22 protein-coding genes are annotated in these 21,276 nt (G+C 66.8%); 11 read left to right on the forward strand and 11 right to left on the reverse strand.

The features are described from left to right. Positions 1–42: 42 nt before the first annotated feature. From AC07TY_RS00560 to AC07TY_RS00585, 6 genes are all read left to right on the forward strand, one after another. The gene (locus AC07TY_RS00560) at positions 43–306 is read left to right on the forward strand and encodes a hypothetical protein (protein ID WP_494784013.1); all 264 of its coding nucleotides are present in this window, start codon (positions 43–45) and stop codon (positions 304–306) included. A 150-nt stretch (positions 307–456) separates the two neighbouring features. Beyond that, positions 457–741: a hypothetical protein gene (locus tag AC07TY_RS00565; RefSeq protein ID WP_494784014.1), complete on the forward strand. Its 285-nt coding sequence runs from the start codon at positions 457–459 to the stop codon at positions 739–741. A 499-nt stretch (positions 742–1,240) separates the two neighbouring features. Beyond that, positions 1,241–1,438, forward strand: coding sequence for a hypothetical protein (locus AC07TY_RS00570; protein ID WP_494784015.1), 198 nt, complete (start codon positions 1,241–1,243; stop codon positions 1,436–1,438). Between the two features lie 82 nt (positions 1,439–1,520). After that, positions 1,521–2,432, forward strand: coding sequence for an ArdC-like ssDNA-binding domain-containing protein (locus AC07TY_RS00575; RefSeq protein ID WP_494784016.1), 912 nt, complete (start codon positions 1,521–1,523; stop codon positions 2,430–2,432). A gap of 90 nt (positions 2,433–2,522) precedes the next feature. Then, the gene (locus AC07TY_RS00580; protein ID WP_494784017.1) at positions 2,523–2,951 is read left to right on the forward strand and encodes a hypothetical protein; all 429 of its coding nucleotides are present in this window, start codon (positions 2,523–2,525) and stop codon (positions 2,949–2,951) included. Positions 2,952–3,401: 450 nt separating this feature from the next. After that, complete coding sequence (locus AC07TY_RS00585; protein ID WP_494784018.1) at positions 3,402–3,797, forward strand: hypothetical protein; 396 nt, start codon at positions 3,402–3,404, stop codon at positions 3,795–3,797. On the opposite strand, the gene AC07TY_RS00590 is transcribed toward AC07TY_RS00585, so the two are convergent. Beyond that, positions 3,794–4,543, reverse strand: a complete 750-nt coding sequence (locus AC07TY_RS00590; protein ID WP_494784019.1) for a hypothetical protein — start codon at positions 4,541–4,543, stop codon at positions 3,794–3,796. The genes AC07TY_RS00585 and AC07TY_RS00590 overlap by 4 nt on opposite strands. 191 nt (positions 4,544–4,734) lie before the next feature. On the opposite strand from AC07TY_RS00590, the gene AC07TY_RS00595 reads away from it, so the two are divergent. Continuing rightward, positions 4,735–4,917 (forward strand): hypothetical protein, encoded by a 183-nt coding sequence (locus AC07TY_RS00595; protein WP_494784020.1) that lies wholly within the window; start codon positions 4,735–4,737, stop codon positions 4,915–4,917. Between the two features lie 67 nt (positions 4,918–4,984). Here AC07TY_RS00595 and AC07TY_RS00600 read toward each other — a convergent pair whose 3' ends face one another. Next, positions 4,985–5,158, reverse strand: a complete 174-nt coding sequence (locus AC07TY_RS00600; RefSeq protein ID WP_494784021.1) for a hypothetical protein — start codon at positions 5,156–5,158, stop codon at positions 4,985–4,987. Positions 5,159–5,567: 409 nt separating this feature from the next. On the opposite strand from AC07TY_RS00600, the gene AC07TY_RS00605 reads away from it, so the two are divergent. Continuing rightward, positions 5,568–5,921, forward strand: a complete 354-nt coding sequence (locus AC07TY_RS00605) for a cupin domain-containing protein (RefSeq protein ID WP_494784022.1) — start codon at positions 5,568–5,570, stop codon at positions 5,919–5,921. 996 nt (positions 5,922–6,917) lie between these two features. Here the strand turns inward: AC07TY_RS00605 and AC07TY_RS00610 are convergent. Continuing rightward, positions 6,918–7,862, reverse strand: a complete 945-nt coding sequence (locus tag AC07TY_RS00610; RefSeq protein ID WP_494784023.1) for a GNAT family N-acetyltransferase — start codon at positions 7,860–7,862, stop codon at positions 6,918–6,920. Positions 7,863–8,388: 526 nt separating this feature from the next. Beyond that, the gene (locus AC07TY_RS00615; protein WP_494784024.1) at positions 8,389–8,895 is read right to left on the reverse strand and encodes a hypothetical protein; all 507 of its coding nucleotides are present in this window, start codon (positions 8,893–8,895) and stop codon (positions 8,389–8,391) included. 230 nt (positions 8,896–9,125) lie between these two features. Here AC07TY_RS00615 and AC07TY_RS00620 point away from each other — a divergent pair, with 230 nt between their 5' ends. Beyond that, positions 9,126–9,989, forward strand: a complete 864-nt coding sequence (locus AC07TY_RS00620) for a PHP domain-containing protein (protein ID WP_494784025.1) — start codon at positions 9,126–9,128, stop codon at positions 9,987–9,989. A gap of 88 nt (positions 9,990–10,077) precedes the next feature. On the opposite strand, the gene AC07TY_RS00625 is transcribed toward AC07TY_RS00620, so the two are convergent. Beyond that, entirely contained in the window at positions 10,078–10,494 is a 417-nt protein-coding gene (locus tag AC07TY_RS00625; protein WP_494784026.1) for a hypothetical protein, read from the reverse strand. A 280-nt stretch (positions 10,495–10,774) separates the two neighbouring features. Between AC07TY_RS00625 and AC07TY_RS00630 the strand changes: the two genes are divergently transcribed. After that, positions 10,775–11,341 (forward strand): GNAT family N-acetyltransferase, encoded by a 567-nt coding sequence (locus tag AC07TY_RS00630; protein WP_494784027.1) that lies wholly within the window; start codon positions 10,775–10,777, stop codon positions 11,339–11,341. Between the two features lie 154 nt (positions 11,342–11,495). Here AC07TY_RS00630 and AC07TY_RS00635 read toward each other — a convergent pair whose 3' ends face one another. The 4 genes from AC07TY_RS00635 to AC07TY_RS00650 all read right to left on the reverse strand — a co-directional run bounded on the left by AC07TY_RS00635 (position 11,496) and on the right by AC07TY_RS00650 (position 17,920). Further along, entirely contained in the window at positions 11,496–11,918 is a 423-nt protein-coding gene (locus AC07TY_RS00635) for a hypothetical protein (protein WP_494784028.1), read from the reverse strand. Positions 11,919–12,044: 126 nt separating this feature from the next. Next, positions 12,045–13,787 carry a hypothetical protein gene (locus AC07TY_RS00640; RefSeq protein ID WP_494784029.1) on the reverse strand — a complete coding sequence of 581 codons (1,743 nt, stop codon included), beginning with the start codon at positions 13,785–13,787 and terminating at the stop codon, positions 12,045–12,047. Between the two features lie 43 nt (positions 13,788–13,830). Further along, positions 13,831–15,768 carry a hypothetical protein gene (locus AC07TY_RS00645; protein ID WP_494784030.1) on the reverse strand — a complete coding sequence of 646 codons (1,938 nt, stop codon included), beginning with the start codon at positions 15,766–15,768 and terminating at the stop codon, positions 13,831–13,833. A gap of 196 nt (positions 15,769–15,964) precedes the next feature. Beyond that, a complete protein-coding gene (locus tag AC07TY_RS00650) occupies positions 15,965–17,920 on the reverse strand; it encodes a hypothetical protein (RefSeq protein ID WP_494784031.1) in 1,956 nt (651 codons plus the stop codon). 1,539 nt (positions 17,921–19,459) lie between these two features. On the opposite strand from AC07TY_RS00650, the gene AC07TY_RS00655 reads away from it, so the two are divergent. Continuing rightward, the gene (locus AC07TY_RS00655; RefSeq protein ID WP_494784032.1) at positions 19,460–20,056 is read left to right on the forward strand and encodes a hypothetical protein; all 597 of its coding nucleotides are present in this window, start codon (positions 19,460–19,462) and stop codon (positions 20,054–20,056) included. A gap of 37 nt (positions 20,057–20,093) precedes the next feature. Here AC07TY_RS00655 and AC07TY_RS00660 read toward each other — a convergent pair whose 3' ends face one another. Beyond that, positions 20,094–20,468: a VOC family protein gene (locus AC07TY_RS00660; protein WP_494784033.1), complete on the reverse strand. Its 375-nt coding sequence runs from the start codon at positions 20,466–20,468 to the stop codon at positions 20,094–20,096. Positions 20,469–20,574: 106 nt separating this feature from the next. Beyond that, positions 20,575–21,267 carry a helix-turn-helix transcriptional regulator gene (locus tag AC07TY_RS00665; RefSeq protein WP_494784034.1) on the reverse strand — a complete coding sequence of 231 codons (693 nt, stop codon included), beginning with the start codon at positions 21,265–21,267 and terminating at the stop codon, positions 20,575–20,577. Between the last annotated feature and the right edge of the window lie 9 nt (positions 21,268–21,276).

The raw sequence follows: 21,276 nt of genomic DNA on the forward strand, positions 1-21,276 counted from the left end.
GCGAAGATTCTCCGCAAACCCATCCCGTCGCACCCCCTGGCAGTGCCGCCGATCCCCGGCACTTTTGGTGTGTGGCAGGTGCGCCGCGATCGCGCCGCGCCGCTCGGCTACGTGCTGTCTCGACAAGAGCACGGCATCACCGTCTACCACTGCTACGCCCACGGCCGCGACGAGGCCGGAGGCCGCCCGTGGCTCCGCCGCACGGACAGTCTGAACAGCGCCGTAGCGTGGATGATCCAGCACGAGCGGGAGCTGTCGGCGCTTTCACGTCGCCTGAGCCCCGAACCCGAGGAGTGGCCGGTATGACCTGGTTCGTTCGACACCGACCCAAGGACGACACCACGGCTGACGCCGTGGCCGTCGAGGTCGACAGCGCGACGCCGGCCGAGGCCGTCGAGCGCGTGCGCGCGACGCTGCCCTAGGGGCACGTCGTGACCTCCGTCGCCCCGTACTGACATGGGCCGCCGTCGCAGCGACCGGTACACCGCGCCTGAGGAGGTGCGGTACTTCCTCTCACCCGAGGCGATCGGCGGACCCGTGGAGGGTGGGGGACTGCGGCCCGTGCGCGCGTGGGTGCCGGCCAACGACGGAACGCAGCACCGCGTCGACGCGCTGGCCGTGTCGTCGACACCAGACGCGGTGTGCGTCCGGTGGACCGAGGACCGCCACATGTTCCAAGCATGGGTGTGGCGCATGGCCGTGCGCCACCGTGCCAAGCCGGCGGCCGTCGACGCCACCTAAGCGGATCACCGACGTCAGACCCACCGCGTACCGTGGTGGTATCGGCTTCCCCAGTCGACGGAGAGCCGCCGACAGGACCCCCCTCCGGTCGGCGGCACCAGCCCCCGCAGCAGGTTCCCCCCAACCGCGCGGGGGCTTCTCTCTGCCCGCAGACCGTTCTCGAGTACCGGTGCCGGCAGACACGGCCCGCTCCGCGGTCCAGGGGAGTCGCTGCGCTCCCAGGGAACCGCTGTGCGGCGCTCAATGCCCTTCGGGCACGTCTTTTTGCCGTGAAGCCTTCGGCGGCTCGGTCGCTTCGCTCCCTCGTAGCTACCTCCGGGACTCCGTTCAAGTGGCTACGCCACCGGCTCCTCCGAGATTTTCGGCACGCGGTCGCAAGCTCCCTTATTTCGCGCCGAAATTCTCTCCCCTGCCGCCCTTCGGGTTGCACTGCGCCCTCCGGTTGCTTAGGCGGGAAACCGCCTTCACGGCAAAAAAACGAGAGGGAGAGGAAGAACACATGCAGCAGATCACCACCGTCACCACCACCGTTCCGACCGGAGACGACGACGGGCCCTTGCGTGAGCGCCAGTTGGCAATGCGCGATGAGGACTTGGCCGCGCTCGGCCGGGTTCGCTACACGCTCCACAACACGCAAGTCATCACCGGCACCGAGCGCGTGACCTTCGTGGACACCCTCACCCGCGACAGCGAGTGAGCAAGCGCGGGAGGGGACGAACCGTAATCGCCCCCTCCCGCGCCTCCCATCATCACCGACACCAGCCCAGGAGGCACAGACCATGACCACCACCACCAAGACCCGCCGCCCCGCCAAGACCGCCGCCCCCCGCAAGACGATCGAGGAGAAGAAGGCCCAGGCCGCCGCCCTCCACGAGTCGATCGCGACTCAGGTAGAAGCCCTCCGCGACTCCGACCGCTGGACCGCATTTCTCGCGTTCGCGTCCGCGTTCCACGCCTACAGCCTCAACAACGTGTTGTTGATCCTCAGTCAGCGCCCCGACGCCGGGCGCGTCGCGGGGTTCCGCAAGTGGCAGAGCCTCGGCCGTCAGGTCCGCAAGGGAGAAAAGGCCGTGCGGATCTTCGGCTACAGCACCAAGAAGGTGACCGAGGAGGACGAGAACGGCGACGAGGTGAAAAAGTGCATCGCGCGATTCCCCATCCTCTCCGTGTTCGACATCGCCCAAACCGACGTGATCGAGGGGGAGACAGACCGGACGATCGTCGACAACCTCACCGGCGCCGATGACCACGGCATCGTGGACACCCTCAGCGCCTACCTCGACGGCGAGGGCTGGACCGTCGAGCACCAGGACCTCAGCGGTGGCCGCAACGGCTACAGCGACCCCGAGGGCCAGCGAGTCGTTATCGGGAACCACCTCAGCCCCGAGCACGCCGCCAAAACGATGATCCACGAGACGGCCCACGTGCTCATGGGGCACGTCGACGACCTCGCAGAGTACGCCGAGCACCGCGGCCTCATGGAGACCGAGGCCGAGAGCGTCGCCTACGTCGTCGCCGGGCTCGTCGGGTTCGATACCAGCGCCTACAGCGTCGGCTACGTCGCCGGATGGGCAGACGCCGACGTCGAGTTGATCCGCGGCACGGCAGCCCGCGTGCTCGCCACCGCGCACCGGATCGCCGCGATTCTCGACCCCGAGGACGAGGACACCGACGAGGCCGACGCCGCCTGACGGCGACCAGGGGTCTCGGCTAGCGCCGCGGCCCCTCACCCCGGCGGCCGAGCCGCCACCGCAGCCCCACGACCCCGCAGGAGAACCGCCGTGCTCATCACCTACAGCCGCCCCCAGGACCTCGACCCGCAGCAGCTCGACCCCGACGCTCCCGCCGCAGACCTCGACCCCGCCGGGTACGAGTGCGAGGCCGAGACGGTCGACGTGAGCGGCACCCCGTGGAGCTGCACCCGGCGCCGAGCTCACACCGACGACGAGCACCGCGCCGTGTTCGGCCAGCTCGGAGACGGACCCGCCGAAGCCGTCGCGATCGCATGGGCGTACGAGCACGGAGGGGCCGGTTACGGTCCGACCTCCCCCGATCCCGTGCACACCATCACCGTGACCGTGACGTATCCCGAGTCGGCCTCGACCGGCGCCTTTACCGACCGAATTGTGGCCGACGTGCTGTCGAACTTCTGGGAGTGCGACCACGACCACGTGCGCGTGGCCGTCACCAGCTCGACACGCACGCCCTGACCCAGCGGTGCCCGGCCGCCCGCGAGCGGCCGGGCGAGGGGCCGGCCCCTCGCGCACCCCACGGAACTGCGCCCCCGAAGGAGTCGACGCAAGCGCCGGCATTGCGAGGCCCCGTGCCGCGGCCGTATTTTTGGTCCCAAGTTGGTCGGCGGACCCACGTACCGTCATGCCGTGCTCTAGGCAGACCCTCGCGGCCCGCAGTACTTCCCGCCCTCGTTCAAGAGTCTGCCGAGAGACGGGACGGAGATCCGAGGGATGCCAACGGCGTAGGCCCTGGCCGGCGCCGTCGCGAGCTCGTCGACCAGAGTGGACTTCCTAAACCGGGTCGCGTGCAGCTCTCGAGCCGAGGCGAACACTCGCCGGCCGGCTCGCTGCAAGTTGTCAATCACCGATCAAACCAAGCACGAGTCAGTGCACCGGCGGCGTCCCCAAGGTCCGTAGTGTGAGGTAATGCCCACCCCAACGCCGCGCGAGCTCGTCAATGTCCTCGTGGACGTCGACGTCGACGGCATTGTCGCCACGTTCGACCTCGGCGACGCCCTCCCGGCCGAGCCCGTCGCGGAGTGGTTCACGTACGGCATCGCGCTCGTCGACGAGAGCGGCGCCCTTGTCAAGCACTTCGCCGTGCGGTTCTCGCCCACGCAAACCGCGATGTTCATCTTCGACTTCGCCAGCGCCACCCAGGCCAACTACGACGCCTCCCACGTTGACGACGCCGGAGCCTCGGTCGTCGTCCGGTTCCCGGACTCCTCGCTCGGTACCGACACCGTCAAGAGCATCACCGGGTTCGGTACCGTCAACGGAGAGGACGTCTCGGTCGACGTCCCCGTGCAACTCCTCGCCTAGTGCGAGTCGAGGATACCGTCGACCTCGTCTAGTACCGCAGACACGTCAGCGTCGCTCAGCTCGTCCACGAAGAAAATCCGGCCACCAATCTTGTTCAGAGACGCACCGATGATGAGGCCACGATCCCGATCAGCAATCCAGAACCGGTCATGGAAGTCTTGGGAATCTACGACCGAGATCCGCAGATCGGTGCCGCGAGCGTGTAGCTCGGCCTCGACTGCAGCTTGAACGGTCGCATGCGACGACCGCAGGTCCACGATCGCTGTGATCTGTAGCCCTGGGGATAAAGCCGGTTCGATCATGGCGGCAACCGACGCCGCATAAGCCGCTGAGTCGTTCTTGCGGCTAGAGGTGAACAGGTACGGGTCCGTGATGATGAGACTGCTGACTGGTGCAAGCTTCCGAAGCCGGTCGGCCATGCGCCGCTCCGCCGTAGGCGCAGGCGCCTTCGGCGAGATGTCTTCCTCGATCCAGGTCATATTCAGGAACGAGCTGGGACCACGATCCTCGAGCTGAGCTTGCACATCCTCCATGGAGTAATCAGCCCGGCGAAAAAGCATCTTGTACCCAAGCTCCTCCGCGCGGGCACTCACCAACAGTGCGTCCTCATGGGTCAGCGGCGGCACGAACTGGAACGAGTTCCAGTCTCCATCGTGGAGAAACTGGCGATCGTCTCTTGATTCGATCGGATCGGTGCGTGGTGAAGGCGCGCTACCGGTGTCTTCGCCCGGACTCGGATCAGTCATAGGGGAAGCGTACGACGCGGGTTCTCCCCGGGGTGGCACGGGACTCGGGCCGGTGGCACGCTCTGTTCAGAAGTATTCGATTCAACAGGGGAGCCCACGTGGGGAAAGCAAGTCGCATCAAGAGCCAGCGCACCGGGGTGGCGTTGATAACGCACGAGCCGCCTGTGCCGCAAAATTGGCCGGACGGTCACGTGAATGTTGAGCTCACGGGAGACGACGAGGGCGAGTGCATCGTCCTGACAGTGCACGGCGTGCGCCACTACTTGCACTCCACCACTGCCTACGAGCTCAGCAAGAACCTCGACGAGCGCATCGAGGAGTGGGACGCCTACGCCAAGTCACAAGGTGCTCCGGGCGTGCTTGGTGTGGACTGACCGGCAGGACGCCTCGGTCGACGTTCCGGTGCAGCTCACCGAGTGGCCCGGCGCGGCTGGCCAGGCGTCAGCGCCGGCGGTGTGGGTGCTTGCGCACCGTGAGCAGGATCTCGCGCAGCACTTCCACCGCGCGATCGCCGCGGCGCTCCTTCGGTGTCTGCGTGACTGCCGCGACGCACAGGAAGAGCACGACGGCCACCAGCCCGCCGGTGAGCAGGAGGAACGGGGTCAACCAAAGCATGGTGTCTCCTTGACTAGCGGTGGACCTAGAACCCGACCGCTTGAAGGTCGACGGTGTTGCGGTGGTTGAACGGATGAGTTTGCTAAGAGCCCTGCCGGTGTCGACTGTGCAATGAAGGATCTTCTAGGAATCCATCAGTTGCAGAGGCGGTGAGAGATCTTCGCCACGCTTCGCCGGTCCCGCCGGCCTTGCGCTACTGAGTTGGGGCCCCGCCCCGCATCAGCGTCTAGCTCCGAGAGTGCCTGCCCCGGTACTTATCCGGGGGAGGCCCTTGGCCATGTCGGCGTCAGGTCACTCGGCACGGAACCGCCATGACGGCTGTTCCGCTGCACCATGTCGGTGCTTGCATCCAGCGTACGGCACACCACCGACACTCCGGTGCCCGCCAACCGCCTGGCATCATCGATGGATGAGCGAATTACCGGTCGAGCGAGTAACCCTGAACACCTTCGAGCTAAATGGGGCCCCAAGCTTCGCTTCCGTCGAGGTGCGTCGGATCACGATCGCTCCGGACTTTCATGCCGGAGCGCATTGGCACAACGGACCCGTATTTGGGGTTATCGAGTCGGGCTCTGTGTACTTCCAGGTGGGGGCCAACGATCAGTCCGTGCTCCACCGTGGTGACACTTTCTACGAGCCCGGCAACGAGACGATCGCTCGCTTCGACGCAACCAGCGAAGGCGTTACCTTTCTCGCGTGGTTCCCTGTACCCGCCAGCTCAGAGCCGGAGCTGACGATGGGGGCGCTCCCCGACAAGGGGTGACGTCTTGAGACTCGCGGCCGAAGACAACTCTCCCGAAACCAGGTATCGATACGACATACGTCCGTTGACGCTGAGCAGCGGCGGTGACGAGCACTAAGCAGAAACGATCGTTTCTGGAGGTCGTTGCGGTGCGCTTAGCGAACCGCGAGGACTTGAGGCTCTTGATCCGTCAAAACTCATCGTCAAAACCGAAAGCGTCAAAACGCTGGGGTGACCGTTTCTGACGGTTCTCGGCGTCGCGGAAATTACTCCGACTTTAAGGGGGCGCCGGCGGAAGTTGCTTTCCCTCTGGTCTCGGCGCTGTGGTTGCAGTTGTCGCCCCGTCACCGTGCACTTCATCGTGCGGGTTATACGTACATCCCGGACGCGGTCTCGTCTTGAAGCGCGAATCTAGGGAAGGGAGAGCGGTGGTCGTCGGCCTTTCGTGCCGGTCGCGTAGCCTCGCTCCATGGATAACCCAGGGCTCCGCCCTTCGCGAGGCTTACGTGGGTAGACGTCGACCTCCCGTAGGAACTCTTTTGGAGTTTCCGCTACCAGACGGCACCTTCGCCTACGGACGGGCACTTCGTGACGCTTCCGTCGCCTTCTACCTACGACGAAGCTCGGAGGCGGGCACTGTTCCCAGCCCAATGGGCGAGGTGGATTTCGTAGTGGGCGTCTACAACGACGTTCTGACATCCGACTGGGCAAGTCAAGTGGGCAGTGTCGCTCCATTGTCCGGAGAGGACGAGTGGCCGCCGCCCCAGGCGATCTATCACCCAGGCGGCGGCTACTCGGTGTACGACCACGGCCTCATAACCCGGGCCGAGGAGTCGGAACTCGAGGGCCTCGAAGTGGCCGCCGTTTGGAACCGCCAACACCTCACGGACCGCCTTTTAGGACGAGGAGACAAATGGCTTCCCCGCCGAAGTTGGATCCGCGACTGATCGTTCCTTAAATGATTTCCGTGTGAACGGTCCAGCCGCACGCAAGAGGTTCGGCTATCGGTCGCATGCTTTACTGCTCGTGGACGAGCCGCACCCGGGTGACCGTAAAGCCTGCACGATCGAACGCTGCACGCATCGGCGTGTTCGCCGCGTCGGTGGTGCCGACAATGCGCTGCTGTCCGCCATCGTGGTGAACATGGATAATTTCGGCGAGCAGGTCGTGCACGTAGCCGTTCCCCCGATGCTGGGGCAGGACTCCGAGGTAGCTGATGCTCGCGTCGTACGCGGTCCTGGTAGGGATGATGAACCCGACCGTCGTGCCATCGTGCAGCGTCGCGATCTGCCAGGCAGCGCGGTCCCCAGGCAATGAGAGGTAAAACGCTAGGTCGTCATCGGCCAGAGCGTCGATACCCTGACGGGTCACCATGTCGATGGTGTGGGCGTCGAGACTGCCCGCTGCGATGCTCGCAAACATGCCACGGAACGCGTCGTCCGAGGCGGAAGCGAACATGAGGCGCAGGGAACGCTCTGGGCGCGGGTCCGCGTCTGTCCGGGCGAAGCTGACACGCTCGGTGGTCCGGCGGAAGCCGCCGGCACGCGCCGCCCGCTCGCGCCAGCGAAGGGCGTGGACTGCTGCTGGGTCGCTCATCCAGTCGGCGTCGACGTCGACGTTGAACTCAAGCGCCGGCCCAGAGCCGAATGACTCGAGTCCAGCCCGGATGAGAGCAGCACCGACATCCTCCGGGTTGTCGGCGATATCCGCGACGAGGAGGCAATCAAGGGTGGCCGGCCTGTCTGCAGTCGCTTTGCCCCACCAGAGTGCACGACCGACGGGCTGACCGCCTTGCTCCGCGATCCAAGTCCACTCCGGCCGATAGTTGCCCGTTGCCATCTCCTTTCGCAGGCGAGATGAATCGATCCGTGCGACCGGCTCCTCGCCCGGCCACTCGCGGAGGAGAGTGTCATCGTTCGGGCGTGCCGGACGGATGGTGAAGGGGCTATCGGTGGTAGTCATTGCTCTTAGCGTGACTCAATCAGCTCTTGTCCGCCAGGCCCTTCCCTTGCGGGCAATTGATGACCCGTGGTTAGGCCTGCTGGGGGCCGCCTAACGAGCCCGCGAGGGCATATTTCCGGTATCGGACGATGGACAGCCTGAAACTATGACAAACAGCCCGCTCGACGATTCCAGAGAGATCCGAGGGGTGCCAGCCGCCGCCTCGCCTTTCCGTTTACACCCAGTCTGACCTTCGCCACTGCATCAACGGGCTCGGAGCCGTGCTGCTGGTCTTTGGTTCGATCTCAGCTCTAATCGGACATGCGTCCGCAATCCCGGCGATCGCGGCTCCCGGACCCCAACCTGGAAATACTGCTGATGCATGGAAGTGGCTCGGAATTCTTGCGCTCCTCGTCGGCCTTTCGGAACTGCTTGTCCAGCTCTTCATCCGTGCCTACGGCGAGACAGGACGCGGGCGAAAGGGGTTCCTCTTCGCGCATTCAGCAGATGACGAGAACGACGCGCGCTCACAATGGCCTGCGGTCATCTACTCAGGATCAGGCCAAGGCATGCTGGGCACGTTGGGGAGCCGAACGCGAAGCGACTCCAGCTCCTCTGAGTTGTTTTCGAGGGCAACGTCCACAACGAATCCTCCGAAACCATGCGACCCTCTTCCCCGCTGCAGCAAGCGGGCCTGACGTTCCTGTCGACCGCGGCCCATCGGTTCGTGCGTCGAGTAGATCGACCTCACCCTTGGCGCCGAATCCGCCGGCACCGCCGAAGCATTCATCGACTCGGCTACCGGGTAATCCAAGAAGTGGATTTGGGTGACGGTGCCCGCAAGGGCAGCTTGGGTGTTACCCATCACTTCGGCGTAGCGATCAAGTTCGAAATCGATCGACGATGTCTTTGAGAGCGCACCTTCGAGAAAGCCCTCATGGAGGGCTGAGACCTGCCATTCCACTGTGTCGTGGACGGAGATCGATTCGTCGTATTCGTCGAGTTGGAGAAACCCGACCCACACTGAGCGGGTGAGCTTCGAACGATCTGCCACGGAACTGACGCTAGGGCCTGTTCGCCATGACCGAAAGTCCCGCACGGCGTGCCGTTGCAAACGTGCACCAACTCACCGCCGCCACGGGCGTCCCCTGACGTGTGCGCCTATTCAGTTCCCCGGTCAGGCACGGTAAGGGTCCGGCTTGCGGGCAGGGGCGCAGCTGTTAGGGCAGTGGTAGGGGTCCCGTTTCGTTGCCTTGACTCTTGCTCCCGCTAGCCGCGACTGGCATGGTCGTCGGCATGACTTTGCCCGCGGATGCGCATGTCCACAGCGAATACTCCTGGGATGCCGGTTCCGACCCCGCCTCGGTCGGCTCTATGCGTCGAACGTGCGCTCGGGCGGAATGGATTGGCCTTCCTGCGATTGTGTTCACGGAGCACCTCGACTTTGAGGACCGGTGGCTCGTCGGCGAAGGCGACATGGGTTCGCACGCTGGAGTCCTCGTCGACGAAGACAACTATGTTCACCTGCCGACGTTTGATTTGGAGGGATATCTCGACTCCATTGAACGGTGCCGGCATGACTTCCCCGGCGTGCGGATCATGACGGGCGTCGAATTCGGTCAACCACACTTATGGGCTGAGGCCGCCGCCACGATCCTCGGTAGTGGCGAGATTGATCGGGTCAACGGGTCACTGCACATGCTGCCGTTTCGTGGGGAGGACCGAACCGAGCCCGTCACGCTGTACCGCCATGTCCCGCCTGCCGATGTGATGTGGGCCTATCTCGAAGAGATTCCGCGGATGGTTGCAGGATCGGACTTTTTCGAGGTATTTACCCACATTGATTACGCGGCCAGAACCTGGCCAGCAGACGTCGCGGGCCCCTTCAATCCTCGGGAGTTCGAGGAAGGCTTCCGAGCTGCGATGCGGACGATTGCAAGTTCGGGACGTGCGTTGGAGATGAACACCCGTCGGCTGTGGCCATGGATACCGCAGTGGTGGGCGGAGGAGGGCGGGCGAGCGGTGACTTTTGGCAGCGATGCCCACTCGGCAGAAGGGCTCGCTGCCGGCTTTCCCGAGGCCGCCGCGATGCTCGAGTACTTCAATTTCCGACCGGGGCGTCATCCGGAGGACTTCTGGAAGCGCTGACTCTGGCCTATGCGTAACGCACGGTCGCGGTTCCTCCGCGAACGTCATTGCCGACGAACGGTCGACGTCCGGCTAATGAACAGGTCGGCTATCTCTCGCGCAGCCGCGTATACATCCCAGCTAGGACGTCTCGAATTGGGGTTTCCAGCGAGTCCTCAATCAGGATCGGGTGGACCCATCCGCTGGATTGAGCTACCCCGCCACCCAGTCCTCCAGGGATTGCGTTGCCCTCATCGTGCACTTCGAAGGCGAGATGGGTCATCGAGTCGTCAGCCCAGTAGTGAGTATCGATGTCAGTCAGCAATTGCCGCAAGTCATCTTCGGAGCATGCGACGTTCGCGACTCGAAAGACGGCGTAGATCTGGCCGCCGTCGTCGCCCTCGAACACAACCCAGCTTGAATCGGATTCCCTAGCCTCAGCAAGGGTGGGAAACGACTGGTACGCGGCTCCCGTCGAGGAAGCCACGAGTCTTCGCATGGGGCTATGACCCGCTTCATCAGACATGGGCACCATGCTCCTTTATCCGACAACCCTCCGCAGCAATTCACGACGCCTCTGTCCACACGAACGGAAGCCGTTCCTCTCCGCACGGGATGGACGCTAGGGGCAAAGCTTGGTTGAGCCCACTCTTGGCCCGGCTCGAACGGGCAGCCTCCCTCTCGCAAACTCGGCCGGGCCCTCTGGGCGGGTTGCCGGCTAGGGCAAGTCGGAAACACCTTAGTCCGGGCACGGACGGCGTCCGGCGTGAGTTCAGTTGCGCCAAGGTGTCACTACCCTTGAACCCATGCAGGAAGTCGAGCTGGCAACGCCGATGTCGATTCTTCGGGCACCCAACGCTGAGGATGCCGATGCCATCGCCGCCGCGTGCCAGGACGCCGACATACAACGCTGGGTTCCTGTTCCTGTGCCCTACGGACTTCAGGACGCGCTCTCCTTTGTGAGCGAAGTAAGCGACGTCGGCTGGGCCAGCGGGTCCACTTGCACGTGGTCCATCATCTCCTCGGACCACTTCACAGGTGTCGTGAGTTTGGACCGCATAGCGAACGGACAAGCGACTGTCGGCTTTTGGATGGCACCGGAGCACCGACGAAAAGGCATCCTCGCCGACGCGCTGGAAGCCGTGGCCGACTTCGCTTTTGCTCCTACGCCCGATGGTCTGGCGCTGCAGAGGATCGAATGGCATGCCTACGTTGGGAACATCTCATCAGCGCGCGTCGCGAGCAAGGCCGGATTCTTGTTCGAAGGCACCTTGCGACTCGGCGCCCAAGGCCGCCGAGGCCGCGAAGACGATTGGGTCGCCGGACTCCTGTCCTGCGATCCGCGCACGCCGGCCGTATGGTCGATCCTGTAGCGCGTTCCAGCTCAGTTTCGGTTCGACGGCACTTGTAAGGGCATGTGCCGGGCTCTCCGGCGTGCGCGAGGCGAAAGGACCTAGGAAGCAAACGGAGACCGTTCGGCGCGTGCGCCCAGTGTTTTCCGCCAGCACGTCGCCGTTGCCGCAGTCGTTAGACCAAGTGTGGGAAGACGTTGTCGCCCGGCTGCCATACCTCCCAGTTCCTGTCCGTAGTCGGCATGTCGTGAAACATCGCGATCTCCGGGCCCCTCAGCTCCGCTGCCGTCGGAGCGATGCGGATTCGGCCCGTCGCAAACTCGACGGCGAGCCCAATCGCAGGATCCTCGGCCACGGCGGTCACATCGGCGGTCAAGAATGCGCACAGGGCATCCCGATATCCGGGCATCTCACTGGTGAGCGTTCGGCCGTTCGCATCAATCCTCGGCCACACGAAGCACTGCAGTGAGTCATAACCGCCAAAGATGAGCTGGACGTAATCCATCACGAACCAGACGTGTGTCAGCTGCTTCCCAACGAGTCTGTCGAGGTTGCTCTCATTGCCAGCGGCCGCGTGTTTTCTGCCACTAAATCTCATGAATCACCGGTGCTCTACCAAGCTCGAACTGTGAAGGTTCTGGTCCGCCATCGATGGCTGAATCGGCTAGAAGGTCTCGCTCTGTCACAAGCCCGAAAGTGTGGTCAACGCAATTGCCAAGCGCATCTAGCGCTTGGCCGTCCGAGCGGCCGACTTCGCCGACGCGTCCGTGTAGCCGGAGGCGGTCGCGTGCACGGCCACCTGGAGCCGGTGCCCGATGTCGCCCGAGGTCACCTTGTGCGTCCTTGCGGTGGCCCCGGCCAGGGGCTTGCCGTCGCGGTACCAGCGGTAGGCCAGCTTCGCCGTCGTCGGCACGGGCCCCTGGGTGAGGGTCGACACTGTCGTGCCGGCCTTCATCGTGCCCGAGATCGCCGGGTTCAGCGTGATCGTGCCGTAAGCCGTCTTCGCTGTCGGGGCGCTGGTCTGCTGAGCGCTCGTGTACCCGTAGGCGGACCCCTCCAGGGTGACCGAGATGACGTGGCCGCGATCGGCGGCGACGAGCTCGTGCGTCGGGCCGTCAGCCCCCGTCAGGACGTCGGAGCCGCGGTGCCAGACGTAGACGAACGTCGTCACGGGCGTCCAGGCCCCAGGATGAACCGCGAGCGTCGTGCCGACTCGGCCCGCGCCCGTCAGGGTCGGGACGCTCGAGGCCAGCGTCTCGGTCGTGGTGGAGGACTTCTCGTACACCCACGTCCAGTCATGGCCCTTGCCGTCACCCGCGCCGAGGAACACCGAGCCCTGGAACTCGACCATGTCGAGGAAGTACCGGCCTGATTCCGCGATGGTGCCCTCGAAGGTGAGCGTGGTCCCGTCGTAGCTGTAGAAGTGCGTGTAGTAGTCCTGGTAGTCGACGGAGAAGAACAGCTGCCCGTCGACCACGCTCACCGAGGGGATCCAGTACGCCTGCGAGAAGTCCGCGCTGCCCTGACCGGTCTCGACGTCGGTCACCTCGCTGACCTTCGCCCCGTCGAACCGGAAGAGGTGCGAGGTGATGCCGTCGCTGCCCCCGAAGTAGACCGCACCGTCGTACTCGACGCCGCCCTGGGCGTACGGCGAGGCCACGACCCGCGTGAGGATCGTCGGGTCGACACGGTACAGAGCCGCGTTGTAGCCCGAGCCGACGACCCAGACGTAGGAGGTGTCGCCCAGCGTCACGAACCCCGAGAGATTCTTCGTCGTCGAGGCGCCCGCTGCCCGGGTGCCGTCGGCCGCGACCGAATAGAACACGGTCTTCGTCCCGGCGTCGCGGATGAGAGCGAGGTGGTCGCCGGCAACGAACAGGTTCGTGAAGCCGGTGAACGTCTGCACGGACGTGGACGTGGACCCGTCGTACTTCCAGAGGGTCGACTTCTTCGTCGAGGGGTTCCACGACATGAAGTAGAGCCCGCCGTCGAACGACGTCGCCTGGTACGACGTCTCGCTCACGCCGCTGGCCAGCCGCTTCCAGCCGGAGTCGGTCCAGGACTCGACGTCCGAGACCTTCTTGCTGGCGACGTAGCCGATCCCGTAGAGGGTGTCGCCGACGACGGCCTGCGGCACGGTCTGGTTCGGATTGGCGTAGGAGTTGACCTCCTGGGGGTCGGCGATGCTGTTGCGCGATCCGAAGACGGCTTTCGGCGTCAGGAGCGCGCTCCCCGCGCGTCCCGCAGGTGCGGCCGGGGGCGAGGACGCCGGGCGGCCCGCCGCGCGAGTGGGAGCGCCACCCGCGCCGAGCGGCGAGGGGGCGGCCGCCGCTCCGGCGGGAACCGCCGTACGGGCGAGCGGGGTCGCCGCTTCGGCCGATCCGACGCCCGCGAGGGCGAGGCCAGCCGCGGTGGCGACGGCGAGGGCGGTGACGAGCGCCCGGCGGCGCCCCGTGGTGATGCTCATGGCAGTGTCCTTCGACGAGGGGGAGTGAGGTGGGGCGCAGGAACTACCGCGCCACCTTCTTGCCGGCCGACTTCGCGGAGGCGTCGGCGTACCCGGCCGCCGTGGCCTTCACGCCGACGCTCAGCGTGTGGCCCCTGTCGCCCGACGTGATCTTGTATGTCGACTTGGTGGCGCCGGCGAGCGGCTTGCCGTCGCGGTACCAGCGGTAGGTCTGTTTCGCCGACTTAGGCGCCTCGGTCACGGCCGTGACGGTCTTGCCGGCCGTGAGCGAGCCGCTGATGGTCGGCCTGAGTGTGATGGTGCCCGCCTCGACGTCGGCGGTGCCGACGCTGATCTGGTCCGCGGTCGAGCCGAACGCGGTGCCGGTCACGGTGACGGTGATCGGGGCGCCGAGCTCGGCGGCTTTCACCGTGTGGTACGCCTTCGTGGCGCCGGGGACGGCCGCGCCGCCTGAGTACCACTGGTACGACAGCTCGGCGGTGGGGGTCCAGTCGCCGGCGGCCGCGGTCAGTGTGGCGCCGACTTTCGGGGTGCCCGCGACGGTCGGGGTGCTGGAGGTGACCGGGTCACCCTGTCGGGCGTCCTCGTCGTAGACCCACGACGTGAGGCCGATGTCGAGGGCGTCGCCGCCTCCGTCGCCGAGGTCGATCCCCGTTGTGACGAGCTGGCCATTGCCCTCCAGCAGAGAGACGGTCAGGGTCGTCGGGCTGGCGATCTCGCCCACGTTGACGATGTCGGCCGGGTCGCCGTCGAAGTCGTAGAGGTACGTGTGCTTCGTGCTCGGGGAGGACTGGATGTAGAGGTCGCCACGGTAGACGCCGAGGGCGGGAAGGCCTCTCGACTTCGACACGGGGACGCCGGTGTCGACGACGGTCGGAGCGCTCTGGCCATCGAAGCGGTACACGTCGACCGGTGACGCGGCGCTCGAGCCGAGGCCGACGAAGTAGATCCCGTCGTTCCACTCGACGCCGCCCAGCGACATCGGCGTGTTGACGACGCGGGTGGCGGTCGGCGCGGTGCTGGCGGGCACGGCCGCGGTCTTCGCGTCGACGACGCGACTCGGAGCGGAGATCCGGTAGAAGGCGTCGTTCTTCGAGCCGCTGACCCAGGTGTAGAGGTCGTCGCCTAGCGGGGTGAAGGCGTAGGTGGGCTTGTCGAAAACGACCGTGTCGGAGAGCGTGCCGTGATCGAACGTGGCGAGGGTCGTGTGCTTGGTGCCCTGCGTGATGACGAACAGGTTCGAGCCAGCCGCCTCCAGGGCGGCAATCCCGATGATGGCCGAGCCGACGCGCGTGAAGTTCTCCCCGTCGTAGGAGGTGACCTGGGTCGTGTATTTCTCGTGGGCCGTGGAGACCGACGTGATGTAGAGCTTGCCGTCGAAGGAGGTGACGCTCTGGATCTCGCCGTCGAGGTCGGCGGGGACGCGCTTCCAGCCGAAGTCGGTCCACTTCTCGAGGTGGATGAAGTCGTCGTCGGTGACGGGCGCCTTGCCGCCCAGCACGGAAGTCAGGAGCGCGTCGAGGTCGATGCCGATCCCGTAGAGAGTGCCGCCCACGACGGCCGAGCCGATGGTCCAGTCGGGTTCGGCGCTGTCGTTCACGCGCGCAGGGGCAACGCTCCCGAGGGGCGCAGGATTCACGGCCGACGGCGACACCGAGCGGCGCTGCAGGGCTGAGGTGCCGGAATCGGTCGCCGGGCTGAGCGAGCGCACGAGCGCCTCGCGCGCGCTGAGCGAGCCCGCGCTGAGGGGCGAGGCTTTGAGCAACGCGCGGAGCTTCGCGGCCGCGGCGGGGGGCAGCGTGTCGTGGGCCGAGAGGGCGGCGGCGCCCGAGGCGGAGGACGCGAACGAGGCCGGGGCGGCCGAGACCGGGGCCGGCGCCGCGGAGGCCGGAGCGACGAGTCCGAAGGCGAGGCCGGCGGTGGCGACGGCGGCGGCCGTGGTGAGTGCGAGCGCGCGACGACGCGGGCGTGATGCGGTCATGTCTGGTGTTCCCCCGTGCTGAGATGAGTCGCCCGGCGAGGTGATCCACTCTCGGGTCTGGGCACAGCCTAGGTGTCGCCGGTGACACCCGAGAAACACGGCTTACCCCAGTTCAGGTGCGGGTTCTTCGGCTCGGGGTCCGGTGGCGAGGTGCAGGAACTCGCAGGTCGGGGGCGGACTGCGAGTTCCCGCGCGCCTACTTCTTCAGGGCGGTCCGCGCCGGCGAAGTGAACCGCGCGTCGGCATAGGCCGCGCTGACCGCGTGCACGACCACCGTCAGCCGGCGGCCAGTGTCGCCCGAGGTCACCCTGTAGGCGGACTTCGTCGCGCCCGCGAGCGGCTTGCCGTCCCGGTACCAGCGATAGGTCAGCGACGCCGCCTTCGGGGCGAGGCCCCTTGTCAACGCGATGACGGTCGTGCCGGCCCTCATCGTCCCGGCGATCACCGGCTTCAGGGTGATCGTGCCGAGATCGACCTCGCTTGTGATGCTGACGTCGCTGCCCGTCGAGGTGCCAAATGCCGTGCCGGTCACGACGACGTCGAGGCGGTGGCTCAGCTCGGACGCCTTCGGGGTGTGGTACCCCTTCGTCGCGCCGGGGATGGGCTCGCCGTCGAGGTTCCAGGTGTAGCTGAGAGTCGCGGTGGGTGTCCAGCCCGGAGTCGAGACCGAGATCGTCGAGCCGACCTCGACGGCCCCGGTGAGCACCGGGGTGGTCGTGACGATCGGGTCGCCGATGCGGGCGGCCGGGTCGTAAAGCCAGGTGAGGAGGGCCGTGCCGTCGGAGGTCGACGCGAGGATCCGGCCCTCGGCGGCGGAGATCCCGAAGACGGAGTCGTCCGCGTCGCCGATCGCGCCGAGGTCGACGGTCGTCCCGCCGTCGAACGAGAACAGGCGGGACCCGGTGTCGCCGAGGCGCACCTCGACGTAGAGGTCGTCGCCCAGGACGGCCAGGGTCGGCAGGCTGTCGATGTCGGCCGACGGGATGCCGAAGTCGACCTTCGTCGGCGCGGACGTCCCGTCGAAGCGGTAGAGGCCGACCGAGGATCCGTCGTACTTTGCACCCGTGAAGTACACGGCGCCGTGCCACTGGGTGATGCTCCAGAGGTAGGGAGACGTCGCGAGCCTCGTCATTGTGACCGGGCGCCGGTTGGGGACCTGTCCGGCCTCCGGGTCGACACGGTAGATCGCCGAAGTCGAGGTGCCCTGCATCTCGACGAACAGGGTGGCGCCGAGGGCGAAGACGCTGGCGATGGGCTTGTTGAAGTTCGTACCCGTCGTCGGGAACGACGACCCGTCGGACGACCGCGCGTCGATGCCCTCACAGGTGGCCGAGAACTGGAAGAGGCGGTCCGTCGTCGGGACGAGCGTGAGGATGCCAGGGACAGTCCGGTTCTTCGTGAACGTCGCGGCGTCGAGGTCGCCGGCGCCGTCGGCTCCGTCGAGGCGCCAGATCGTCGAGGTGCCCGCGCAGCTCGCTCCGGGGGCGTAGGTCGCGACGTAGACCGCACCCTCGAACTCCGCGACCTGGAGGACGTTGCTCGACGCCAAAGCGGTTACGCGGGACCAGCCTGCCGTCGTCCGCGACTCCAGATACGAGCGGAGCGGGTCGGCCGAGGAGACGCGGACGCGGTAGTCGACGCCGCCGACCGTCACGCCGGACGAGATGTCGGCGCCACCCGACCCGTCGGTCACGACGGCCGGGGCCACGCTGCCGCCGGGAGCGGGCTGGACGGCGGTCGACGCCACGACGCGGGGCTGGACCCGCGGGGTGGCCTGCATCGTCGCGCCCCATCCGGCTCCGGCGGCCAGGGTGCCGGAGGTCGCCGAGCCCGCCGACCTTCCCGCGACCGCCGACGCCGCCGAGGGGGCCTGCGGCAGACCGCCGATCCGGTCGGACGGGAGGCCCTTGGCCGTAGCGGCCGCCGCGGCGGGGGAGAGGGGCGCATAGACGCCGGGGGTGGGCGCCCGGTCCGCGTCGGCGGTCGCCGCGGTGGCCGACAGAGCCGCGACGATGGCGGCGGGCGCGGCGGAGGTCGATGCCTCAGCGGCCGGTGCCGCGACGGCGGGCACGGCCAGCGACGCGAGCCCGAGGGCTGCGCACAGGCCGACCGTGACGAGGGCGACTGCTTGGCGACGTGGACGTGCGGTCATGGCGGTTCCCCCGGGTGCTGAGTGGTAGCTCGGTGCACTGAGGTGGCGCGGTCCGGCCTTCCCGTGCGCGATCGCCGCGGGCGCGCCCAGCCTAAGTGGTCCGTCCGTCGCCGAGAAGCACCCGTTCGGGTGCCTCGCTCAGCGACTGGGCCATCGTCGCAGCGCCGCCGCGAGCGGGGATCGCCGCCGACGCCGTGCGCACGCTCACGCAGCTCCGTACGTTCGACGAGCAAGGGCCTGGTCCTGCTCGCGGCTGTCGCCTTCGACGTCTTCAACAAGCGTCGCGCGGCCAGCTCGATCAAGTAGCACTCGACACACAGCGTCGAGCAGACGGCGGGGCCCGCGGGATCATTCCCGCGGGCCTCCGTCGTCACTACCCGACGGCTCCCCGACTCGGCTCGGCGCCCCAGCGGCTGACGCGAAAATGAGCCCAGGTTCCATCGCGGTACTTCGAATGCTTCAATCGCTGCGATTGGCCGGCTGGTTCGACGACGCGAACGGCATCGTGATCGGCCGAACCTCCGGCGGAAGTCTGGCTGGTCTCACGCAAGAAGAAGCAGGCCGACGCGCGCTGAGTGGTCTCGGGGTCCGGTGATCCTCGACTTCGATACAGGGCACCAGTCACCTCAGATGCCGCTGGTCAACGGCGCACTGGCCGAGATCACGCTTGCTGACGGCTCGGGCACGATCGCGCAGCACCTGATCCCGTGACCGCTGGGTGGAGCCCGGGGAGTGGCCTCTGGTGCGACGACGTTGACTCCGGCAGGGTTGAACGATGAACCCTGTGCCTCCGCTCGCGCTCGTCGTGATCGCCGGACCTCAAGCGTCGGGCAAGAGCACGCTGGCAGCCGCGCTGACCCATGAGCTCAGGCAGGCCGGTGAACGCGTCGCCTTGGTCGAACTCGATCAGATAGCGGCGATGGCTCTGCCCACCCTGCCGGACTGGGACACCGCGCATCGCATCTTCGAGTCCGTCACGGGCCAGTGGCTGCGCTCTTCACTCACGTGCGTCATAGCTGAGGGATCAGGCAGCTACGAAGAAGTCCTCCGAATCATCAGTCAAGCGCCGGCTGGTGCCCCGTCGTCACGGTTGCGCTTACCGCGCCCTTCAGTGTGGCGTTCGAGCGCGCACAGCGAGACCCATCGCGGGGCGTCTCGCGGGAGCGAGTCTTCTTAGAGGGGATCTACCAGCAGTGGCCCGACGAGCTCGCTCGATTCCAGTCGCGCGTGCTCCTGGACACCAACGAACTGGGGCTGCAGCGCAGCGTCGAACTCACCCGGACCGCGATCGCCACCGTCCGACAAGAACACTCCACGACGAATTCACTCCCCAGGTGATCTGAGAGCAGCCGCGTGACCAGAGGGGCGATGGAGGCTCTCCGCGGCGCATCCCGGTCACGTCGCGGAGCCCTGACCAGCCGCGCCAGTGCTCCTGGAGTTCTTCGAACCAGGCGGCGGTCGACGACGGTCATCCCTCCGTCGCCTCGAATGCGTCTTCTGGTCGAGGAATGCGCCGAGATCTTTCCGTAGCTTGGGGGTATGGCGGGTGCTCGATCGCGTGCTCGGGTCGGATCAGGCCGATTATTCTCAACTGCCGCGCTGACGTTCACGGCCGTCACGGTCGCCCTGGTGTGCCTGGGTGCGTTCGCTCACGTCGATCTCTTCTTTCACGGCGCAGCGGGCTGGGACGTCGGAGCGCTCTCGCTGGTGATCGCTGAGGTCGCTGCGTCGGCCCGTGCGTTCCTCTGGCTGCGCTCCAGACTCGACCTGTCCGTTCGCCGGGCTCTTGCTTCGGCAGGAATCCTCGTGACTGTCGGGTCGGGGGCGACGGGTGTCACCGCCTACATCGGCCACAGAGCGACTTACACCGACGTCGCCCATTCCTGTCATGGAGAACCCGGAGTCATGGCTCGCGAGACAGACACGCTCCTTCGCGCGCGTGGGGCCCTCTATGTGCGGCACGGCATCGTCTTGGTCCGGGCTCCGCAGGCCGAGTACAAGCCACCACTGGGGACCAAGCCGGCGGCCAGCGGCTCCTTCCTGTCGGTGTGCAACCCTGACGGTTCCATCACCATCGGGTTTCCCACGTACGGATATGCGACTCCGATCCCCCCGATCACGATCCGCGAGAAGTAGGTCGAGCGGGACGCCCGGGCGACGAGCCGCACCCGGCTCACCCCACCGGCACCGAGAACAGGTTCACCACATTTCCGTCCGGGTCGCGGAACAGCGCCGAGCGGTTGCCCCACGGCATCGTCGTCGGCTCGAGCACGATGTCGTCGAGGTGATCGCGCAGGCGCGCGAACTCGGCATCGGCATCGGCCACGCGGAACTCGATGATCACCGACCTGTTCGACGCAGGAACGGGGGCGGCGTCGCCGAGCATCGCGACGGTGGCCGTGCTGCCTATGGCGAGGGTGGCCGTCGGGGTGCGGATCTCGGCGAAGACGGGGGCGGGGCGGGCGGCCGGAGTTCCTGCGACCCTCTCGTAGAAGGCGGTGAGCCGGTCGACGTCGTGCGTGATGATGCGGATGGAAGCGAAGTCCATGGTGGCCTTTCCGGCGGGCCCCGGTGGCCCGACCTGACCAGTCTCGGAGGCGCCGGCGACAGCGCCCTGTCGGTGTTTAGGAGGCGCCGCCGGGAAAGCACGCCGTTCACGACCCGGCCGCAGTGATGTGGCCGTACACCGCGTCGAGGTCGGCGGCGCTGAACGGACGCCTCGGAGGTCTCTCGCCGGTCGGCTCGGCCGCCGCGATCCGGTCGCCGCGGAACGCCCGCACCCCGTCGCGCAGCCGACACCACCCGACCAGGTACCAGCTTCCCTCGCGCCCCACGTAGCCGAGCGGCTCCACATCGCGCCGCGTGGCGACGCCCCCTTTGTCGCGGTACTCCAGGCGCAGGATCTCGCCGCTCCGAAACGCCTCCACCAGCCCGGCGGGTGCCCCGGTCGGGGCCTCGTCGCGCACGAAGAGCACCCGGGAGGCGAGCTCGCCCGTCACCCCCGTCGTCGTGTCGTCCAAGACGGCGACCACCTTCCGCAGGGCCGAGGCTGCGGCCCCCGAGAACGGGCTCGTGCCCAGCATGCCGAGTGCGACGGTCATCGCCAGGGCCTCGTCGACGGTGAAGCCGAGCGGAGCCAGCGTGTGCGACGCGTCGAGGCAGTAGCCGCCGGTGCGGCCGGGCTCCGCCCAGATCGGCACGCCGGATTGCTGCAGCGCCGAGAGGTCGCGCTCGATCGTGCGGCTGCTCACCTCGAAGCGCTCGGCGAGCCAGCGGGCGCTCCGGGGGCGGGGCGCCACGGCGCGCAGCTCTTCGACGAGGGCGTACAGCCGGTCGGTGCGGTTCACACGTCGACC

This window comes from Frondihabitans sp. GW821-FHT04F02 (genome assembly GCF_059420045.1).

Excerpts from the sequence above, each read along its gene's own strand:
- AC07TY_RS00565 (WP_494784014.1), top strand. The coding sequence starts at position 457 with ATGGGCCGCCGTCGCAGCGACCGGTACACCGCGCCTGAGGAGGTGCGG.
- AC07TY_RS00570 (WP_494784015.1), top strand. The coding sequence starts at position 1,241 with ATGCAGCAGATCACCACCGTCACCACCACCGTTCCGACCGGAGACGAC.
- AC07TY_RS00575 (WP_494784016.1), top strand. The coding sequence starts at position 1,521 with ATGACCACCACCACCAAGACCCGCCGCCCCGCCAAGACCGCCGCCCCC.
- AC07TY_RS00585 (WP_494784018.1), top strand. The coding sequence starts at position 3,402 with ATGCCCACCCCAACGCCGCGCGAGCTCGTCAATGTCCTCGTGGACGTC.
- AC07TY_RS00590 (WP_494784019.1), bottom strand. The coding sequence starts at position 4,543 with ATGACTGATCCGAGTCCGGGCGAAGACACCGGTAGCGCGCCTTCACCA.
- AC07TY_RS00600 (WP_494784021.1), bottom strand. The coding sequence starts at position 5,158 with ATGCTTTGGTTGACCCCGTTCCTCCTGCTCACCGGCGGGCTGGTGGCC.
- AC07TY_RS00605 (WP_494784022.1), top strand. The coding sequence starts at position 5,568 with ATGAGCGAATTACCGGTCGAGCGAGTAACCCTGAACACCTTCGAGCTA.
- AC07TY_RS00610 (WP_494784023.1), bottom strand. The coding sequence starts at position 7,862 with ATGACTACCACCGATAGCCCCTTCACCATCCGTCCGGCACGCCCGAAC.
- AC07TY_RS00620 (WP_494784025.1), top strand. The coding sequence starts at position 9,126 with ATGGTCGTCGGCATGACTTTGCCCGCGGATGCGCATGTCCACAGCGAA.
- AC07TY_RS00625 (WP_494784026.1), bottom strand. The coding sequence starts at position 10,494 with ATGTCTGATGAAGCGGGTCATAGCCCCATGCGAAGACTCGTGGCTTCC.
- AC07TY_RS00630 (WP_494784027.1), top strand. The coding sequence starts at position 10,775 with ATGCAGGAAGTCGAGCTGGCAACGCCGATGTCGATTCTTCGGGCACCC.
- AC07TY_RS00635 (WP_494784028.1), bottom strand. The coding sequence starts at position 11,918 with ATGAGATTTAGTGGCAGAAAACACGCGGCCGCTGGCAATGAGAGCAAC.
- AC07TY_RS00640 (WP_494784029.1), bottom strand. The coding sequence starts at position 13,787 with ATGAGCATCACCACGGGGCGCCGCCGGGCGCTCGTCACCGCCCTCGCC.
- AC07TY_RS00645 (WP_494784030.1), bottom strand. The coding sequence starts at position 15,768 with ATGACCGCATCACGCCCGCGTCGTCGCGCGCTCGCACTCACCACGGCC.
- AC07TY_RS00650 (WP_494784031.1), bottom strand. The coding sequence starts at position 17,920 with ATGACCGCACGTCCACGTCGCCAAGCAGTCGCCCTCGTCACGGTCGGC.
- AC07TY_RS00655 (WP_494784032.1), top strand. The coding sequence starts at position 19,460 with ATGGCGGGTGCTCGATCGCGTGCTCGGGTCGGATCAGGCCGATTATTC.
- AC07TY_RS00660 (WP_494784033.1), bottom strand. The coding sequence starts at position 20,468 with ATGGACTTCGCTTCCATCCGCATCATCACGCACGACGTCGACCGGCTC.